The sequence below is a fragment of the Streptomyces sp. NPDC003379 genome (genome assembly GCF_053589195.1).
Map to the genome: position 1 here is coordinate 159495 of NZ_JBSFRK010000012.1, position 17971 is coordinate 177465.

Sequence of the window (17971 nt, forward strand, 5' to 3'; positions counted from 1 at the left end):
GTCACCGGAAGGCATCGAGACCGGTGAGCGCCTTGCCCAGCACCAGCTGGTGCATCTCGACGGTGCCCTCGTAGGTGAGCACCGACTCCAGGTTCGTCGCGTGCCGCATGACGGGGTACTCCAGCGAGATCCCGTTGGCGCCCAGGATCGTCCTGGACGTGCGGCAAATCTCGATCGCCTCTCGTACGTTGTTGAGCTTGCCGAAACTGACCTGCTCGGGACGGAGCCTGCCCGCGTCCAGACGCCGTCCCAGGTGGTGGGCGAGCAGGATGCCCTTGTGCAGCTCGACCGCCATGTCGGCGAGCTTGGCCTGGGTGAGCTGGAAGCCGCCGATGGGCCGGCCGAACTGCTCGCGGGTCTTCGCGTACTCCACCGCCGCCTCGAACGACGAGCGGGCGGCGCCCATCGCACCCCAGACGATGCCGTAGCGCGCGTGGGACAGACAGCTGAGCGGTCCCTTGAGGCCGACGACCTCCGGCAGGGCGGCGTCGGCGGGCAGCCGCACCTCGTCCATCACCAGCTCACTGGTGACGCTGGCCCGCAGCGACCACTTGTGCCTGATCTCGGGCGCCGAGAAGCCGGGACTGTCCGTCGGCACGACGAACCCCCTGATCCCCTCGTCGGTCTGGGCCCAGACGACGGCGACCCCGGCCACCGACCCGTTCGTGATCCACATCTTGCGCCCGCTGAGCAGCCAGTCGGCGCCGTCCTTCTTCGCGTACGTCCGCATGGAACCCGGGTCGGAGCCGTGGTCGGGCTCGGTCAGGCCGAAGCAGCCGATGGTCTCGCCCGCGGCCATCCCCGGCAGCCACCGCTGTTTCTGCTCCTCGGAGCCGAAGCGGTGGATGGCGTACATGGCGAGGGAGCCCTGCACGGAGACCAGCGAGCGGATGCCGGAGTCGGCGGCCTCCAGCTCCAGGCAGGCGAGCCCGTACTGGACGGCGCTCGCGCCCGCGCAGCCGTAGCCCTCAAGGGACATGCCGAGCGCTCCGAGGGAGCCGAGCTCCCGGGCCAGCTCGCGGATGCCGGGCAGCTCGCCCTTCTCGTACCAGTCGGCGATGTGCGGCAGGACCCGGTCGGCGGCCCAGGAGCGGACGGTGTCGCGGATCGCGAGGTCCTCGGGGTCGAGGAGGTCGTCGATGCCGAGAGGGTCGGCGGGGTCGAAGGGCGGCAGAGGGGTGCGGGCGCTTGCGGACATGCGGGCCTCCGGCGGCACAAAACTAGCACTGGTAGTTAGCTACGGCTCGCGCTGACGTTACGACGCAGTGTCCCGCACGTCCAGAGAGCGGATCCGCGCCCCACTCCGCGCCCGACGGGCATCCCGCCCCGAAAAGGCGGGCGGGTGGGAATGTCCCCCGGCCGAAGGCCGCCGCCGAGCTCAGCGAAGGGACTCCACGCCCACCCCGGCGGGGTCCCGGGGAGCCGGAATCGCCTGCTCGGCGCGGGCCACGGGCGCCCCGCACTCCATGCCCCGGGGCAACCTCAGCGCCGCGACCGCCCCGAGCAGCAGCAGCCCGGCGCTGACCAGCAGAGTCACATGCAGCCCATGCACGAAGGAATCCCGCGCCGCGGCCCGCAGGGCCGCCCCCGTATCCCCGCCGAGCCGCGCAGCGACCTCGTACGCCTCGCCCAGCGAGTGACTCGCCGCCGCACTGTCCGCGGCCGGAACGCCCCGCACGGAGGAGAGCCCCGGCGCATACGCCGCGTTCATGACCGTGCCGAGCAGCGCGATGCCGATGCCCGCGCCCAGCTGGTAGGAGGTCTCGCCGATCGCCGCGGCGCCGCCCGCCTCGGACTGCGGAGCCTCGCTCAGCATCGATTCGTACGCCCCGAAGAGCGTGGTCTCCAGGCCGAAGCCGAGCAGGACGAAGCCGGTGAGCAGCAGGCCGTCGTTGGCGTGGCCGCCCATGCCGGTGAGGACGACCACGGCGGCCGCGGTGAGGCAGAAGCCGGCGCAGACCATCCGCCGCGGCCCGAAGCGGTGCAGCAGCTTCGATCCGGCGAGGCCCGCGGCCATCGCGGCGAAGGTGAGCGGCAGCAGCCGCAGCCCGGTCTCCAGCGGGGACAGGCCGAGGACCAGTTGCAGGTACTGCGCGGCGATCAGTTCCAGGCCGACGAGGGCGAGCATGGCGAGCACGATGCAGCCGACGGACGTGCTGAACGCGGGCCGCGCGAACATCGACAGATCGACGAGTGGATGCGTGCGCCGCCGCTGCCTGCGGACGAATCCGGCGATCAGGGCACCGCCCACGGCCAGCGAGAGGAGGGTCGTGGCGCCGAGCGGCGACTCGCCACCGCCGAGCCGCTTCACGCCGAGCACGAGACCGAAGAGACCGCCCGCGGCCATCAGCGCGCCGACCACGTCCCACGGACCGTGGCGGTCCCCGGTCGACTCGGGCAGCAGCCAGCGCCCGATCGGCAGGCTGACCAGCATCAGCGGGATGTTTATGAGGAAGACCGAGCCCCACCAGAAGTGCTCCAGGAGGAACCCGCCGAGCAGCGGCCCGACGGCCGCGCCGACGGCGGCCACCGCGCTCCAGACGCCGATGGCGACGGCCCGCTCGCGCCGGTCGGGGAAGACCTGACGCAGGATCGACAGCGTCGCGGGCATGATCATCGCGCCGCCGACGCCGAGCAGCGCCCGGGCGGCGATCAGGACCTGCGCGTTGTCGGCGAGGGCCGCGATCGCGGAGGCGACGCCGAAGAGGGCGTATCCGAGCAGGAGGACGCGTCTGCGGCCGACGCGGTCGCCGAGCGTGCCGAAGAGGATGAGGAGCGAGGCGCAGACCAGTGGATAGATGTCGACGATCCACAGCAGTTCTATCGCGCCGGGTCTCAGGTCCTCGGTGACCGCGGGCACGGCTACGTGCAGGACGGTGGCGTCGACGGCGACCAGCAGCAGGCTGACGCAGAGGACGACGAGCACGAGCCAGCGATTGGCCCCGGCACCGGCCCCGGATCCCCGACGGCCCTGCGGTGCTGCGGCCGTGGTCGTCCCGGACATGTGCGTACCTCCCAGTGATCCCTCGCATCGGCGGCCTGCGGGATGGGGACTCCCCGCTCCGGCGGCGCGGACTATGGCGAGTGAGCCGTCAGAGTACGCGAGTTCACGCGGGGGGCGCGTGGCGGACCTCTCACGGTTGCACGGGCACGGTGTGGCGTGCGCCACGCCTCCTCTCCCTGGACCACGCCCCGGGCGGGCGCCCGGTTCCCCCCACGGCCGATAATCGAGCCCGTGACCGATTCTGATCGACGCCTCTCGCCGGCCCCGGCGGGCCATGCGCTGCGCCGCGCCGCGCCCGCTCTCCTCGTGTACGCCGGGGTGCGCGCGCTGGGCCTCGCGGTGCTCGCGGTGTGGGGCGCGGCGGCGGGCGGGAGCCCGCACACGCTGCTGACCGCCCGCTGGGACTCGCTCTGGTACACCCGCGTCGCCGAGCACGGCTACGGCTGGGAGGTGACGCTGCCGGACGGCAGTGTGCACTCGAACCTCGCGTTCTTCCCGCTCCTTCCCTGGCTGGAGCGGCTCGTCTCGGCGGTCGGCCCCTTGTCGTACGCCGACGCGGGTCTGGTGGTGAGCTGGCTCGCGTCGCTCTTCGCCGCCGCGGGGATCTTCGCGATCGCCGACCGTCTGTACGGGCGCCGGGCCGGGATCTGCGCGGCCGCGCTCTGGGCGGTGCTGCCGGTGGGCGTCGTGCAGTCGATGGCGTACAGCGAGTCCCTGTTCACGGCGCTGGCCGCCTGGTCGCTGTACATGGTGCTGAGGGGGCGCTGGATCTGGGCGGGCGTGCTCGCCTCCTGCGCGGGGCTGACCCGGCCGGTGGGCGTGGCGGTGGTCGCCGCGATCTGGGTGGCGGCGGGCGTCCGGATGTACCGGGAGCGGCGGGCCGACGGGCGCGCGCTCCTCGGGATGGCCCTGGCCCCGCTCGGCGCCGCGGGCTATGTGCTGTGGGTCGGCCACCGCACCGGAGGGGGCCTCTTCGGTTATCTCGACGTCCAGGCGGGCTGGGGCAACGGCTTCGACTTCGGCTACGCCTTCGCACGTTTCATCGGTGAGAAGTTCACTTCTGTCCCCGGCGCCCTCGCGGGCATCGGGCTCCTCGTCGGCGTCGCGCTGGTGGTCCGGCTGTACGTCATCGGCGTACGGCGTGGGCAGCCGCTGCCGCTGCTCGTCTACTGCGGCATCGTCGTCGCGCTCGCGCTCTGCGCCGCGGGCTACTTCGGCTCGAAGCCGCGCCTCCTGCTACCCGCCTTCCCGCTTCTGCTGCCCATCGCGGTGGCGCTGGCCCGGCTGCGTACGTCCAGGTCGGCGCTGGTCCTCGGGAGTGTGGCGGTGGCGAGCGCGGTGTACGGGGCGTTCTGGCTGCACGGCTCGGGACCACCGTGATCCCGTCATGATCATTTCCTGACCCCGCGGTGATCGGGCGCGACCGAGCGGTGGTCGCACATGATCGTGTGTGATCGGCCGGGAAATTCGGCACCAGGTCCCGGTGAACGAATTCATAAGGGCCATAAAACGACATCGGAAACGATCAACGAATTGAGTAAGGGCGCCGCGTCCGAATAAGGAATTCCCGGAATAAACACCGCCCTGAGATCAATCCCACATCACATCGTCATCACAAAGCCACTGATTCGGCCTAGTGCCAGACTCACTCGCTGTAACGTCGATTGGGTGCGTACCGAACGAAACCTCACCCGTCTTGACCGGGTCTTCGCCCGGCTGGACCGTGAGCCGGAACGACCGGCCCACCTCGATGTGCCGAGGATGAGCCGGCACCGGGTCGTGCTCTTCAGCGCGACCCTGGCGTTCTACCTGGCCATCGTCGTCGCCGTGCTGACCACCTCGTGGCTGGTGCGCTTCGACTGGCAGGTCATGTTCTTCCGGCCCTACCAGCAGTGGCCGGAGATCCACGCCTTCCTCGACTACTGGGTCGTCCTCGGCCAGCGCGGCCCGACCGCCGTCATGGTCGCGGCCTGGCTCGGCTGGCGCTCCTGGCGGCAGCACACGCTGCGCCCGCTGCTGATGTTCGGCGCCGCCCTGCTCCTGCTCAACGTGACGGTCGGCGCCGCCAAGCTCGGCATGGGCCGCCTCGGCCCGCACTACGCCACCGCGATCGGCTCGAACGAGATGTGGCTCGGTGGCGATATATTCCCCTCGGGCCACACCGCCAACGCCGTCGTGACCTGGGGAATCCTGGCCTATCTGGCCTCCACCCCGCGCACCCGCCGCTATCTGTCGGCCCTGTCGGCCGTGGTCTCCCTGAGCGTCGGGCTCACCACCGTCTACCTCGGTACGCACTGGTTGAGCGACGTCTTCCTCGGCTGGGCCGCGGGGCTGCTCATCCTGCTGGCGCTGCCCTGGTTCGAGTCGCTGATCGCCCGCGTCGAGGGCGTGATCTTCGGCGTCCGCGAGGCCTGGCGCACCCGCCGTGCGGGTACCGCGCCGGTGCCCGGCCTCGCCGGGGCCCCCGTCGGCACCCCCGCGTTGGTGCCGCAGCGCCCCGCCGCGCAGGAGCCGGCGCCCGCCCGTGAGCCGGTCGGCGCCGCCCGCGCCGGCCGTCCCCCGGCCTACCTCGCGCCGGGCCCGCACACGGCCCGCTCCGAGCGCACCCCGGTCACCCCGGTCGGCAGCCGCCGTCCGCCGCACTCCGACCGCGTGCCGCGCGGCGCCGCGTCCGCCCGCCCGGTGGCGGGCGGCTGACCCCACCGACAGCGGGGGCCGGTACGCACAGCCCATCCCCCGCATGGCGAAGGCCCCGGTTCCTTTTCAGGAGCCGGGGCCTTCGTCGTACGCGGGTGTCGCGTCGTACGGAGGTGTCGCGGGCGGCGCTCAGCCCTTCCAGGAGCGCGTCACGACGCCTTCTCTGACCTCGAAGTTGAGCCGCCCCGCGAGGTACTCCATGGTGATGATCGCCCCCGGCGGCAGCGACCTGACGGTGGACCAGCCGTGCTCGCGCGCCTGCCGCTCGGCGGCCTCGGCCGCCAGGCCCACGTAACGGTCCGGGCTGTCCTGGGGCTCTGCGGGAGGGGTCGGGATGTGTGCCATGGCCGCCACGTTAGGCGGCGCGGCACCGCCGGGGAAGGCCGGGGCCGGACACCATGCGTCACGGACACCCCTCCGGTCACGCTTTTGTCACAGGATCACGACGTGCGTTTCGTTCGAACTCCGTCACACGTACGGGCGGTTCCGTGCCCGTGATGGTGTAATTCGCGGAGGCCTTCGGGGCCGCGTGAAGCCGTCTCGGCGGCCCCTTGAATAGTGCCTCCCGAATAGTCGCGGCGGCCCTTTACGAACCCTCCGCATTTCGGAATCCCGGCCCTCCGCCCGGATGTGACGGCGCATAGGGAATTCATGGTTCCGGCACAGCGCCCGGGGCGCCGCCCGGCCGGAAGCGGCGTACGCCCCCTGTCGGAGTCGGCGCCGACGCGAGCATCATGGCGTGAGCTTCGAGCAGGCTTCGGACGGCCCGGGACGCGACGGCGAAGGGGCAGGCGATGGGGACCGAGACGGTGCGGGCGAGCGAGGAGCCGGTGCGGGAGCGGCGGCCGGGCCGGGTGATCGTGGCGTGGCTGACCACCACGGACCACAAGAAGATCGGCCACCTCTACCTCATCACGTCGTTCGTCTTCTTCCTCGCCGCCGGTCTGATGGCCCTGATGATGCGGGCCGAACTGGCCCGCCCGGGCCTGCAGCTGATGAACAACGAGGAGTTCAACCAGGCCTTCACCATGCACGGCACGATCATGCTGCTGCTCTTCGCGACGCCGACGTTCGCGGGCTTCGCCAACGAGATCATGCCGCTGCAGATCGGCTCGCCGGACGTCGCCTTCCCGCGGCTGAACATGCTCTCCTACTGGCTCTTCCTCTTCGGCGGCCTGATGGTGCTCGGCTCGCTGCTCGTGCCGAGCGGCCCCGCCGCCTTCGGCTGGTTCGCGTACGCCCCGCTCAACAGCATGGAACGGTCGCCCGGCATCGGCGCCGACCTGTGGATCATGGGGCTCGCGCTCTCGGGGTTCGGCACGATCCTCGGCGCGGTGAACTTCCTGACGACCATCATCGGGATGCGCGCGCCCGGCATGACGATGTTCCGGATGCCCGTCTTCACCTGGAACGTACTGTTCACGTCGATCCTGGTACTGCTCGCGTTCCCCGTGCTCGCCGCCGCGCTGCTCGTCCTGGAGGCCGACCGGCGTCTCAACTCGGTCGTCTTCGCCTCGGAGAACGGGGGCGCGCTGCTGTGGCAGCACCTCTTCTGGTTCTTCGGGCATCCCGAGGTCTACATCATCGCGCTGCCGTTCTTCGGCATCGTCACGGAGATCATCCCGGTCTTCAGCCGCAAACCGATCTTCGGCTATCTGACGCTGGTCGGCGCGACGATGGCCATCACCGGTCTGTCCGTGGTCGTCTGGGCGCACCACATGTTCGCGACGGGCGCGGTGCTGCTGCCCTTCTTCTCGTTCATGTCGTTCCTCATCGCGGTCCCGACGGGCGTGAAGTTCTTCAACTGGACGGGCACGATGCTCAGAGGCTCGCTGTCCTTCGAGACGCCCATGCTGTGGGCGGTCGGGTTCCTGGTGAGCTTCCTGTTCGGCGGTCTCACCGGCGTCATCCTGGCCTCGCCGCCGCTCGACTTCCACGTCACCGACACGTACTTCGTCGTCGCGCACTTCCACTACGTGGTCTTCGGCACCGTCGTCTTCGCGACCTTCGGCGGCTTCTTCTTCTGGTGGCCGAAGCTGACCGGCAAGATGCTCGACGAACGGCTCGGCAAGATCCAGTTCTGGACGCTCTTCGTGGGCTTCCACACCACGTTCCTCGTCCAGCACTGGCTGGGCGCCGAGGGCATGCCGCGCCGCTACGCCGACTATCTGGCGGCGGACGGCTTCACGGTCCTCAACACCGTCTCGACCATCGGGGCGTTCCTGCTGGGCCTCTCCACCCTGCCCTTCCTCTACAACGTCTGGAAGACCGCCAAGTACGGCCGGAAGGTCGAGGTCGACGACCCCTGGGGGTTCGGCCGCTCCCTGGAGTGGGCGACGTCCTGCCCGCCGCCCCGGCACAACTTCGTCACGCTGCCCAAGATCCGCTCCGAGTCCCCGGCGTTCGACCTGCACCACCCGCAGTACGCCGCGTTAACGGCGTGGGACTCGGACCGGCCTCCCGAGGATCCGCAGACGGAGCACCCCGGTCCAGGGCCCGGCTCAGGAGGTCCCGGGAGTTCCTGATCCGGTCGGTGAGTCCGGCGGGCTCCACGACCTCGAACTCCAGGCCCATGAACATCACGTGGAAGACCATCACGTCCAGGCTCGCCGCCCCCGTGCGCAGCAGGCAGCTCCGCCCGGTCTCGGCCTGCCCGCGAGTTCGGTCAGGACGGCGGCGTCCGCGCCCTGCGGCTGCGGGGCGCGGAGCCATCGGCACGGCATAGGCGTTCAGGGCCCACACGGCGGCGCAGCCTGCTCGGCAGCACCTGTTCCAGCTTGGCGAGGGCGCGCACGGAGGCCTCGCCGAGGTCTCCAACATGGACGCGATTGTGCCCCGGGTTCAGGACAGCCACGGTCCGCGATGTCAGCTCTCCGTGCCGGACCCCTACTCGCGCTTCTCTCCGGGCTCCGTCTCGCGGACGCTGACGGACAGGTCGTTGTCGACGGTGTAGTACGGGCCCGTCTCGACCACCCCGTACGCCGTCTCGCAGCGCACCGCCGGGTACGTGAAGATCGCCTTCTTGTCCGGGACGTCGTCCAGGATCCGCGCCAGGCGCACCCGCGGCCCGCCCTCGCCCGCCGGGCACAGCCACAGGTCCCAGGGCCCGGGTCCGCCGTCCGCGAGCGCGCCGTGACGCAGCCCGAAGGTGAACTCCGGCCCGTCGGCGGTGACGTCGGCCCGGTGGACGGTGTCCGGTTCGGCGCGCCGGACGGCCTCGACGTACGCGCCGTCGCTCAGCGAGGTGCCGTAGAGCCGGCCCCGCACGGTCAGGGACGCGTCCGCTATCTCGATCTCGCCCGCCTCGGCGTGCGGCGCCCGCAGCCAGCTGCGCACCGAGAGGTTGCCCTGCTTCGTCGCGTACGGGATGCGCACCGCGACATGGCCGCGGCTGCCGCTGGGCGCGCGGTCGACCAGTGAGCGCAGGTCGTTCACGCCCGGCATCAGGCGGCGCGGCTCACCGCCCGCGATCTGCGCGTACGCGTTCCAGCGGCCCTCGGCGAGCTCGACGCTGCTGGGCAGCGCGGCCCGCAGCCGCCCGTCCGCCGACGGGGAGAGCGGCAGCCGCACGTAGTCCTCGGCGGAGTCGGCGTCGCGGCGGCGCAGCAGCAGATAGGCCGCGCTCCTCTCCTCGAACCCCCCGGGCTCCGTCACGTCGAAGGTGAGCCCTCCGGCGGAGTCGGCGACGCAGTCGGCGCGCGGTGCCGTGGACGTCTCCTGGCCGTCCCCGGGGTGCGACGCGGCGTGCGAGGTGGCCAAGGCCGTCATGCGGTCGATCCCTTCGTCTGTACGCGTCCCAGGTCGCGCACCGCGTACGCGCCCCCGAGCAGGGCGCCGCGCGTGCGGTGCAGGGAGCCGCGCATCCGGCCCCCGAACGAGCTCCCGCGGGTGAGCATCCCGGAGAACATCGCGTCGTAGCGCTCGGCGATGTGTTGCGGGTCGAAGCGCTCGGAGTCCTGGAGCGCCGCGCCCGCCATCCGCTGCCGGAGCGAGTCGTTGTTGATCAGTTCGAGCAGGCCCCTCGCGATGGCGTCGGGGTTGCCCGGCTCGACGAGGCGCCCGTCGACACCGTTGTCGATGATCTCGCCCGGACCGTGCGGGCAGTCGGTGGCGACGACGGGCAGTCCGCAGCGCATCGCCTCGACGATCGTCATGCCGAAGGACTCCAGGCTGGAGGTGACGGCGGCTATGGAGCCCTTGGCCCACTCCGGTTCGATGGGGTGGGCGGGTCCCATGAGGAAGACGTGGTTGTAGAGGCCGAGTTCGTCGATCAGGGCGCGCAGCTTCTCCTTCTGCTTGCCGCCGCCGTAGATCCGCAGCCGCCAGTCGGGGCGCTCGCGCCGCACCCTGTCGAAGGCCCTGATCAGCAGGTCGTACCGCTTGACCGGGGCGAGCCGCCCGGCCGCGACGACCCACTTGTGGGTGCCGTCGGCGGGTTCGATGCCGGGCGCGGGCACGGGGTTCGGCACGGCCTGCACATGGACGCCGGGCAGCCGCATCTTGCGGGTGTAGGCGCGGGCGTCGGCCTCCGTCGTCGTGGTCAGGATGTCGAGGCGGGGGTAGACGCTGCGCAGCTGGCGGCGGAGTTCCTTGGAGTGGCTGTCCAGCGTGAGGTGCTCCTGGCCCACGCGCAGGGGGCCGCGCGCGGTCTGGCGGGCGATATGCACATTGAGGCCGGGCCGGGTGCCGACGACGACGTCCGCGTCGAGGGCCGCGAGGTGCGCGGCGATGCGCCGGTCGGTGAGCGCGTTGTACTGGTGGTAGCGGCCCTCGCCGCTGGGGAACGTCCGGGCGGGCCGCAGATACTCGGGGTCCTCGCCCTCGTAGCCCGGGGTGGCCTTGCGCATGTCCACGAGGTGGCTGAGGCGGACGCGCTGGTCAGGCGCGAACACCGGCTCGTCGCGGTGCCGGAAGACGGAGACGATCTCGACGTCATGCTGCTGGGCCAGCGTGTTCGCCAAGTTGTACGTCGTCCGGATCGTCCCTCCGATCCCGTACGCATTGTGAATGAGGAAAGAGATGTGCATGCGTCCCCGTATTCCGCGTTTCCATGCGGACAGTCCCCCTCGCCCGCCTACCGCAGGGTTAGACGGCAATTCCTGGCCAAGGGTTGGGTGCCGACACCATCTTGTCTTGAAACAGATACATGATCGATAGCCAAGGGGGGAACTTTCCGGCGGCCTCGCGCATCAAGGCCGGTAGGCGAGCTGAGGAACGTCGAAACAGTTCTCGCCCATGTCCCCTCCTTGCGTGACCCAGCCTTTCCCGTCCCGCCAGCGGGCGACCGACACACACGTCCTGCGTTTCCCTGGCGGCTCGGCGCGGCGCTCGAAGGTGATGGGCAGAAGCAGTCCGCGCGCCGAGTACGGCTCATTCCTGTTCATGAATCCGTCCACGCACGCGCGCGTGACCTCACCCCCGGCCTCTCCGCCGCTCAGGCAGGACCTCGCGGCGTCGGTGAACCACATGGCGGCGGCCCAGCCCTCCAGCTGCCACTGGGAGAGCGCCTTCCCTCTCATGGCGGCACGGAACTCGCGTACGGCCGGGTGCCCGGTGTCCTCGTAGTTCCTGCTCGATCCGGTGGCCCACAGGGCGTTGCGGCAGCGCGGCGCGTCCTTGTAGTCGTCGCCGACGGTCGAGGTCCAGTTCTGCACATTGCTCACCTTGGCGGTGACCTCCGCCCCGACGTCGTCCATCGCCTCGCACAGCCGGGCGTTGCCGTGCGTGTCCATCGCGTCGAAGACCAGGTCGGCGCCCTGCTCCTTCAGATCGGCGGCGGCCGCGCGGAAGTTGGGCAGCGCGAAGTCGACCTGCTCGGTGACCACCTTGTAGCCCTCCGCCTTCAGGCCCCGCGTGACGAGGCGGGCGTACGCGGCGGACGCGGCCTGGTTGTACGAGACGACGGCGGCGGTCCGCGCCCCCTGCTCCCGCTTGAAGTAGCGGTAGACCTCGGTACCGCCGTACAGCTTGCCGTCCCAGCCCGGCTTGCCGTTCCGCGGGGCGAGGCTGCCGTAGATGCCGTACAGATGCGGATACGTCTCATACGCGGAGCCGATCGGCTGTCCACCGATGTCGGGCACGCGCGCGTGGGAGACCCTGGAGGCGCCCGCGTAGTCCAGGGAGGCGGTCGCCACGAGCGCGACGACCTTGTGCTGCTCGACGAGTTCGCGCACGCAGTCGTTGTTGCCGACACCGCTGCCACCGTCGTCGCAGGTGCGCACCTCCACCTCGCGTCCCTGGATGCCGCCGCGCGCGTTCAGCCGGTCGAAGTAGGCCTTGGCCCCGTCGCGCGGCCCGGTGAACGCGGCGCCGCCGACCGGGCTGGTCGCGCTGGTGATGATGCCGACCCTGACCGGCGCGCCCCCGGCGGGCGCGGGGGTCGTGCCGCGCCGCTCGAAGTCGCTCTCGGGCAGCCGGGAGCCACAGGCCGCGCTCGCCACGCTCGCCGCCAGGAGCGCGGCTGCGAGCAGAACGTCAGCAGCCCGGACCGGGCGACGCATTCCCGCTCAGCTTCACCAGCGCGCAGAGGGTCTTGACGGACACCTTCCAGGTGTCGTCCTCGTTGACGGCCGTCCCGGAGGCGTCGGGCAGCGCGGTGGCGCCCTTCAGGGTCAGCGCGTACGTGACGTCGGCCTCGTCGGACGAGGCGAACTCGACGTCGCCGACCTCCGCCGCGACCTGCTTGCCGCGCTCGTCGCCGCTGAAGCCCTCCAGGACGGCGCGCATCTTGGCGCCGTTCTCCAGGACGGCTTCCTTGTCCTTCAGCGAGACCTCGGGGTCGAAGAACTTCTCCCAGTTCTCGCGGACCTCCTTCTCCGCGGCCGCAGGGTCGGCGGGCGCGGTGGCGCCGTCCTGCGCGGACTCGGACGGATCGGACGGCTCGGACGACTTCTCCACGGACGGCTCGGGCGGCGTGCCGCCGTCCCCGCCTCCGCTGTCGTCACCGCAGGCGACGGCGGCCGGAACGATCAACAGGACGGCGGCGGCCGCCAACGCCGCGCCGCGCACTCTTCCCCGAACCATCTGGCTCACCACCGGGTGTCGGTCCGGGCCGTCAGGGCCCGGAGCTTTCAGGGTCGGCTTCCAGAGGGCATAGTGCAAGCGATCGGCTGACATGGACAGAGCGCCGACGTGACCGACGTGACCGATGACGTGTCCCAGGGGGCCTCGATGCGGGCGGCTCAGACAGCTCGGACAGCCAACCCGGCCCGGCCGCGCGCCGCGCGTCCCGTCCTGTGGGCGGCCTTCGCGGCGCTCGCCGGCGGCGCGGTGCTCTGCGTGCTCGGCTGGTACGGCATCTCCGGGGAGCGCTTCGCGGAGCGGCAGTTGCCCTATCTCGCCTCGTGCACGGTGCCGGGCGCGGCGCTGATCGTCGCGGGCGCGGTGCTGCTCACGCACGGCAGAAGCGCCCTCGCGGCGGCGCGCGTGGAGGAGTTGTACGGACTCCTGGTGGCGACGGAGCCCGCCGGGTCCCCGGAGCGGGACCAGGCGCCCGTGGCGACGAGCGGCGAACTCCTCATGGTGCCCGGCGGCACGCTGTGGCACCGTGCGGACTGCCCCCTGGTCGCGGACAAACCGGAGGCGGTCCCGGCGGACGCCACGATCCTGTCGCAGGGCGCCCTCGCCCCTTGCCCGATCTGCGAACCACAGCGCCAGGCGGGCCAGTCCAAGACACCAGAAGCCCCACCGGACAACCTTCCCGACCCTCCCCCCGACCTTCCCGACGAGTCGTCCCCGGAGCGATGACCCGGTGGCGTCCCTGAGCTACGACCTCACGCTGGCCGGGCTCTCGGTCGGCGGCGCCGCCGCGCTCACCGGCATCGGCCTGATCGTCACGTACCGCGCGACCGGCGTCCTCAACTTCGCGCACGGCGCGATCGCCATGGTCTGCGCCTACGTCCTGCGCCAACTGACAGCCGAATGGCACTGGCCGCTCCCGCTGGCCGCCGCGCTCACGCTGCTCGTCGTGGCGCCCGGCATCGGCCTCGTCCTGGACCGCGCGGTCTTCCGCCCGTTGGCGGTCCTGGGCGGGGACCCGGCGCAGACGCTGGTCGCCTCCATCGGCGTCTTCGTCCTCCTCGTCGGCGGAGCGGCCCTCCTCTGGGGCCCGGGCGCCCGCGACGACGCGCCCACGCTGCTCTCCGCCGACCCGTGGGTCCCGCTGGGCGCGGCCATCGCCCTGGCCGCCGCCGTCGGGGCGGTCACCCGCTGGACCCGCTTCGGCGGCGAACTGCGCGCGGTGGTGGACAACCGCGGGCTCGCCGCGCTCTCCGGCGTCGACGCGGACCGGGTGGCGGCGGCGGGCTGGGCGTTCGGCTCCTTCACCGCTGGCCTGACCGGCGTGCTCCTCGCGCCTTACGTACGTCTTGACCCGTACGGCATGCCGCTGCTGGTGATGGAGGTGGTGGCGGTCGCCGTGGCGGCCGGGATGCGCAGCCTGCCCGTCGCCGTCACGGTGGCGCTCGGCCTGGGCGTGGCGCAGAGCCAGCTGACGCGCCTGCACCCGTCGGGCTGGCGTGAGCAACTCGTCCAGACCGCCGGGGCGAACCTCTTCGTCGTGGCCCTCCTCATCGCGGCGCTGATCCTGCCGGGCATCGGCTCCCGGGCCGCGCTGCCCCGCACGGCGACGGCCCGCGTGCCGACCCCGCCGGGCGCCTGGATAGTGGCGGCGGTCCTCTTCCTCCTGCCCCTCGGCTTCGCGGGCACGGACCTGACGACCTCGGTCCAGGTGCCGGCGCTCGCGGTGATCCTCCTGTCCCTCGTGATCGTCACGGGCCGCGGCGGGCAGATCTCCCTGGGCCAGGCGGCGTACGCGGGACTGGGCGCCCTCTTCACCGCCTTCCTCGCGGCGGGCCGCTTCCCCGGCCTGCCCGAGCTGCCGCACCTTCTGGCGCTGGCCGTGGCGGTCCTCCTCGTCGCACCGCTGGGGCTGCTCACCGGCTGGCCCGCAATCAGCCGCCACGGCCTTGCGCTGGCCCTGGCGACGTTCGCGGTCGGCGTGGGCGTCAGCCGCTTCGTCTTCACCCAGCCGTACGCGACGTCGGGACTGACCCTGGACCGCCCCGCCGGGCTCGGGGGCGACCGCGCGTACTACGTCCTCGAACTCGCGCTGCTCACCGGGGCGTTGCTCGTGGTCACCGCGTTGCGCCGAGGCCGTGCGGGCCGCGCGCTCGCGGCGATGCGGGACCACGAGGCGGGCGCGGCGGCCGCCGGGGTGCCCGTGCGGGCCCTCAAACTCACGGCGTTCGTCACCGGGGCGGCGCTGGCCGCGCTGGGCGGCGGCATGCTCGCGATGGGGCAGCGGGCGTTCGACTCCGGCTCGTACGACCCCGTGCGCGGGCTCCTCTGGTTCGCGGCGGTGGTGGTCCTCGGCTCGGACAGCGTCCTCGGGGCGCTGCTGGCCGCGGCGCTGCTGGTCGGTCTGGACGCGGGGGCGCGGGGCGGGGTGGCGGCGGCGGTGATCGGTGTCCTCGCGGTGCTGATCGGCCGCTTCCCGGGGGGCCCATACGAGGCGCTGCGCGCAGCGATACCGGGCACCCGCCGCGCCCATCTCACATCCCTAGGCAGAGCAGCCCACAAGTCCCTCACCCACGCCCCCCGCACCCCCTCACCCCCAAACACCCCTCTCCCACCCACCCACCCGTTCACCCCGCATCACCCACTGACCGAACAAGAAGAACAACCAAGGACCGACCACACCCACCCGACCACCCCGGCCCCAAAGCCGACGACGAAGCGCACCCCCACCCACCGGACCACCCCCCAACACCGGCCGCCCGAACAAGAACAGCAGACGACAGCCCCCCGCACCCACCCGACCGCCGCCCCCCAGCCAGACTCGACGACAGACAGCCCCACCCACCCACTCGCCCCACCGCACCCGTCACCCGAACAAGAACCAGAGACGACAGCCCCCCGCACCCACCCCACCGCCGCCCCCCAGCCAGAGCCGACGACAGGCACCCCCACCCACCCGCAGTCGCGCGACCGAGCCGAGGGGACGTGGGGGTATCTGCGAGCGGAGCACCTGGCTTTTCGTGGCCGAGGCGAAGAAAGCGGGCGCCCAGGCCAAGATGGCGAGCACGCAGATACCCCCGCGGCCCCGCCCCCACGACGCACCGTAGGCGCAGGGGGAGTACAAGGTGCCGGAGGCGCAGAAGGCGCACCACACGCACCCGGCCAACCCGCCACCCGCCACACCCCCCTGACCGCCCACCACCTCACCCTCACCTACGACGGCTTCACCGCCCTGGACGACGTCACCCTCACCGTCCCCCGAGGCCACATCACCGCAGTCGTAGGCCCGAACGGCGCCGGCAAAAGCACCCTGTTCCACTGCCTGGCCGGCACCCTCCGCCCCGACACGGGCCGCATCACCCTCGGCGCCCGCGACATCACGAGGCTCCCGGCCCACGCCCGCACCCGCATCGGCACGGCCCGTACCTTCCAGCAACTCGCGGTCTTCCCGTCCCTGACGATCGCGGAGAACGTCCAGGTGGGCGCGGAACAGACCCCCGTACAGGCAAGCCGATCAACCCCGGCGACGGCGACGGCGACCGCGGCGACGGCGACGGCGACCACCCACACCCTCCGCCTCCTCGGCCTGACAGAGCTCCGAGACCACCCGGCCACCGACCTCCCCACCGGCACCCTCCGCCGCACCGAACTGGCCAGGGCCCTCGCGAGCAACCCCCACACCCTCCTCCTGGACGAGCCGGCCGCAGGGCTGGACACGGCTGAAGTGACCGCCCTGGCCACCCTGCTCCGCGCCCTCGCCGCCGACGGCATGGCGCTCCTCGTGGTCGAGCACGACCTCGACCTGGTGGCGGGCCTCGCCGACACCGTGCATGTGATGACGGCGGGCCGCGTCATCGCCTCCGGCCCGGCGGACCAAGTACTGGCAGAGCTGGAAGAGCTGCAAGAGCTGCAAGAGCTGGAAGAAGAGGCGCGCTGAATGAACAACGGCATCGAGCTCCGCGCCGCCCACGCCCACTACGGCCCCTTGGAGGCCCTGCACGGCATCACCCTGGCCGCCCCCGCCGCCACCCTCACCGTCCTGCTCGGCCGCAACGGCTCCGGCCGCACCACGGCCCTGCGCGCCCTCGCCGGCACGATCCCCCTCTCCTCAGGAGCCGTGGTCCGCGACGGAAGGGACATCACACGCCGCCCGGCCCACGAACGAGCGGCCCAGGGCCTGTGCTTCGTACCGGACCGCCGGGCGGTGTTCTCCTCCCTCACCGTCGCGGAGAACCTGGAGCTGTCCCACCCCGAGGGCGACTTCGGCCGCGCCCTGACCGCCTACCCCGAGCTGCGCCCGCTGCTCCCCCGCCGGGCAGGCACCCTCTCGGGCGGCGAGCAACGCATGCTGGCCCTGTCGCGGGCCCTGCTCTCCCAGGCAGCGGTGGTCCTCGTGGACGAACCGACACAGGGCATGTCATCGTCCGTCGCCGCCCGAACGTACGTACTCCTGAGCGAGTTGGCTTCCCCAACCGTCCCGGGCCCGAAGAGCCGGGCCACCTGCGTCGTCGTGGCGGAACAACGACTGCCGCCCGCCTTGCGCGAACGCGCGAGCCGGACGGCAGTGGTGGTGCACGAACTGCGCCGAGGCGCGGTGGTGTTCAGCGGCGAGGCGGCAGAGCTCAGACCCGCCCCGGAATGACGAGCTTCGTTCCGACCCCGAGCCGGTCGGGACTGCTCCCCACGACGTCCTGGTTGGCCTGGTAGAGGGCCTGCCAGCCCCCCTTGACCCCGTACCGCCGAGCGATCGAACTCAGCGTCTCCCCGGACTCGACCACATGCACGCGCCGGTCGAACCGCTCGATCCGCACCTTCTTGGAGCAGGCCGGCCAGGCCTTCCAGCCCTGAGTGCGCAGCACCTTCTCGGCGACCATGATCTGTTCTTCCTTGGTGGCGAGATCGGCGCGCGGCGCGTACTCGAGCCCACCGTGCTCCACCCAGGTGGGCTGCCAGAACTGCAGCCCTCCGTAGTAGCCGTTGCCCGTGTTCGCATCCCATCGACCATTGCTTTCGCACTGGGCGAGGCAGTGCCACGGCCCCTTCTCCGTGGGACAGTCGTACTTCTCGGCCGGGGGCGGGGCGCCCCGCGCCGGCGACGGGGCCGCGGACGCGGCGGCCGGTGGCAGCACCACAGCGGCCAGAACCACGCCCACGACCACAGCCAGGGACCTGAGACGCCACATCGGCACAACATGCACCGAGGCACACGTCACATATGGCGAATATGACCAAATCCTATGATTCATCGGGCCA

General features: G+C 71.8%; 13 protein-coding genes and 3 pseudogenes. 6 read left to right on the forward strand and 10 right to left on the reverse strand.

The features are described from left to right. Nucleotide 1: 1 nt before the first annotated feature. Together ACWDVB_RS14125 and ACWDVB_RS14130 are read right to left on the reverse strand one after the other, a co-directional pair. On the reverse strand, nucleotides 2–1198 hold the full coding sequence (locus ACWDVB_RS14125; protein ID WP_451517899.1) for an acyl-CoA dehydrogenase family protein: 1197 nt from the start codon (nucleotides 1196–1198) through the stop codon (nucleotides 2–4). A gap of 180 nt (nucleotides 1199–1378) precedes the next feature. Continuing rightward, nucleotides 1379–3004 (reverse strand): MFS transporter, encoded by a 1626-nt coding sequence (locus ACWDVB_RS14130; protein WP_451517898.1) that lies wholly within the window; start codon nucleotides 3002–3004, stop codon nucleotides 1379–1381. A gap of 231 nt (nucleotides 3005–3235) precedes the next feature. Between ACWDVB_RS14130 and ACWDVB_RS14135 the strand changes: the two genes are divergently transcribed. Together ACWDVB_RS14135 and ACWDVB_RS14140 are read left to right on the forward strand one after the other, a co-directional pair. Next, the gene (locus ACWDVB_RS14135; RefSeq protein WP_451517897.1) at nucleotides 3236–4384 is read left to right on the forward strand and encodes a glycosyltransferase family 39 protein; all 1149 of its coding nucleotides are present in this window, start codon (nucleotides 3236–3238) and stop codon (nucleotides 4382–4384) included. Between the two features lie 288 nt (nucleotides 4385–4672). Beyond that, on the forward strand, nucleotides 4673–5701 hold the full coding sequence (locus ACWDVB_RS14140) for a phosphatase PAP2 family protein (RefSeq protein ID WP_451517896.1): 1029 nt from the start codon (nucleotides 4673–4675) through the stop codon (nucleotides 5699–5701). Nucleotides 5702–5830: 129 nt separating this feature from the next. On the opposite strand, the gene ACWDVB_RS14145 is transcribed toward ACWDVB_RS14140, so the two are convergent. After that, nucleotides 5831–6046 carry an I78 family peptidase inhibitor gene (locus ACWDVB_RS14145; RefSeq protein WP_451517895.1) on the reverse strand — a complete coding sequence of 72 codons (216 nt, stop codon included), beginning with the start codon at nucleotides 6044–6046 and terminating at the stop codon, nucleotides 5831–5833. Nucleotides 6047–6495: 449 nt separating this feature from the next. Between ACWDVB_RS14145 and ctaD the strand changes: the two genes are divergently transcribed. After that, the gene (gene ctaD, locus ACWDVB_RS14150; RefSeq protein ID WP_451517894.1) at nucleotides 6496–8226 is read left to right on the forward strand and encodes an aa3-type cytochrome oxidase subunit I; all 1731 of its coding nucleotides are present in this window, start codon (nucleotides 6496–6498) and stop codon (nucleotides 8224–8226) included. Nucleotides 8227–8278: 52 nt separating this feature from the next. Here ctaD and ACWDVB_RS14155 read toward each other — a convergent pair. The 6 genes and pseudogenes from ACWDVB_RS14155 to ACWDVB_RS14180 form a co-directional block, all read right to left on the reverse strand. Beyond that, nucleotides 8279–8341 (reverse strand): annotated as a pseudogene (locus ACWDVB_RS14155) (hypothetical protein); the annotation flags it as partial. A 2-nt stretch (nucleotides 8342–8343) separates the two neighbouring features. Continuing rightward, nucleotides 8344–8570, reverse strand: a pseudogene (locus ACWDVB_RS14160) (hypothetical protein); the annotation flags it as partial. Nucleotides 8571–8587: 17 nt separating this feature from the next. After that, nucleotides 8588–9469, reverse strand: coding sequence for a hypothetical protein (locus tag ACWDVB_RS14165; protein WP_451517893.1), 882 nt, complete (start codon nucleotides 9467–9469; stop codon nucleotides 8588–8590). Further along, nucleotides 9466–10728 (reverse strand): glycosyltransferase family 4 protein, encoded by a 1263-nt coding sequence (locus ACWDVB_RS14170; protein WP_451517892.1) that lies wholly within the window; start codon nucleotides 10726–10728, stop codon nucleotides 9466–9468. The genes ACWDVB_RS14165 and ACWDVB_RS14170 overlap by 4 nt, the downstream gene beginning before the upstream one ends. 162 nt (nucleotides 10729–10890) lie before the next feature. After that, nucleotides 10891–12201 (reverse strand): ABC transporter substrate-binding protein, encoded by a 1311-nt coding sequence (locus ACWDVB_RS14175; protein WP_451517891.1) that lies wholly within the window; start codon nucleotides 12199–12201, stop codon nucleotides 10891–10893. Continuing rightward, complete coding sequence (locus tag ACWDVB_RS14180) at nucleotides 12176–12724, reverse strand: hypothetical protein (protein ID WP_451517890.1); 549 nt, start codon at nucleotides 12722–12724, stop codon at nucleotides 12176–12178. Before ACWDVB_RS14180 ends, ACWDVB_RS14175 begins: the two co-directional genes overlap by 26 nt. A gap of 147 nt (nucleotides 12725–12871) precedes the next feature. Here ACWDVB_RS14180 and ACWDVB_RS14185 point away from each other — a divergent pair. The 3 genes and pseudogenes from ACWDVB_RS14185 to ACWDVB_RS14195 form a co-directional block, all read left to right on the forward strand. Next, nucleotides 12872–13348: pseudogene (locus ACWDVB_RS14185) on the forward strand (hypothetical protein); the annotation flags it as partial. A 103-nt stretch (nucleotides 13349–13451) separates the two neighbouring features. Continuing rightward, nucleotides 13452–16655 carry an ABC transporter permease subunit gene (locus tag ACWDVB_RS14190; protein WP_451517889.1) on the forward strand — a complete coding sequence of 1068 codons (3204 nt, stop codon included), beginning with the start codon at nucleotides 13452–13454 and terminating at the stop codon, nucleotides 16653–16655. Next, a complete protein-coding gene (locus ACWDVB_RS14195) occupies nucleotides 16656–17360 on the forward strand; it encodes an ABC transporter ATP-binding protein (protein ID WP_451517888.1) in 705 nt (234 codons plus the stop codon). Here the strand turns inward: ACWDVB_RS14195 and ACWDVB_RS14200 are convergent. Beyond that, entirely contained in the window at nucleotides 17341–17901 is a 561-nt protein-coding gene (locus ACWDVB_RS14200) for a LysM peptidoglycan-binding domain-containing protein (RefSeq protein ID WP_451517887.1), read from the reverse strand. The two genes, ACWDVB_RS14195 and ACWDVB_RS14200, sit on opposite strands and share 20 nt — an antisense overlap. Nucleotides 17902–17971 lie beyond the last annotated feature (70 nt).

Excerpts from the sequence above, each read along its gene's own strand:
- ctaD (WP_451517894.1), top strand. The coding sequence starts at position 6,496 with ATGGGGACCGAGACGGTGCGGGCGAGCGAGGAGCCGGTGCGGGAGCGG.
- ACWDVB_RS14200 (WP_451517887.1), bottom strand. The coding sequence starts at position 17,901 with ATGTGGCGTCTCAGGTCCCTGGCTGTGGTCGTGGGCGTGGTTCTGGCC.
- ACWDVB_RS14170 (WP_451517892.1), bottom strand. The coding sequence starts at position 10,728 with ATGCACATCTCTTTCCTCATTCACAATGCGTACGGGATCGGAGGGACG.
- ACWDVB_RS14175 (WP_451517891.1), bottom strand. The coding sequence starts at position 12,201 with ATGCGTCGCCCGGTCCGGGCTGCTGACGTTCTGCTCGCAGCCGCGCTC.
- ACWDVB_RS14125 (WP_451517899.1), bottom strand. The coding sequence starts at position 1,198 with ATGTCCGCAAGCGCCCGCACCCCTCTGCCGCCCTTCGACCCCGCCGAC.
- ACWDVB_RS14130 (WP_451517898.1), bottom strand. The coding sequence starts at position 3,004 with ATGTCCGGGACGACCACGGCCGCAGCACCGCAGGGCCGTCGGGGATCC.
- ACWDVB_RS14180 (WP_451517890.1), bottom strand. The coding sequence starts at position 12,724 with ATGGTTCGGGGAAGAGTGCGCGGCGCGGCGTTGGCGGCCGCCGCCGTC.
- ACWDVB_RS14195 (WP_451517888.1), top strand. The coding sequence starts at position 16,656 with ATGAACAACGGCATCGAGCTCCGCGCCGCCCACGCCCACTACGGCCCC.
- ACWDVB_RS14165 (WP_451517893.1), bottom strand. The coding sequence starts at position 9,469 with ATGACGGCCTTGGCCACCTCGCACGCCGCGTCGCACCCCGGGGACGGC.
- ACWDVB_RS14145 (WP_451517895.1), bottom strand. The coding sequence starts at position 6,046 with ATGGCACACATCCCGACCCCTCCCGCAGAGCCCCAGGACAGCCCGGAC.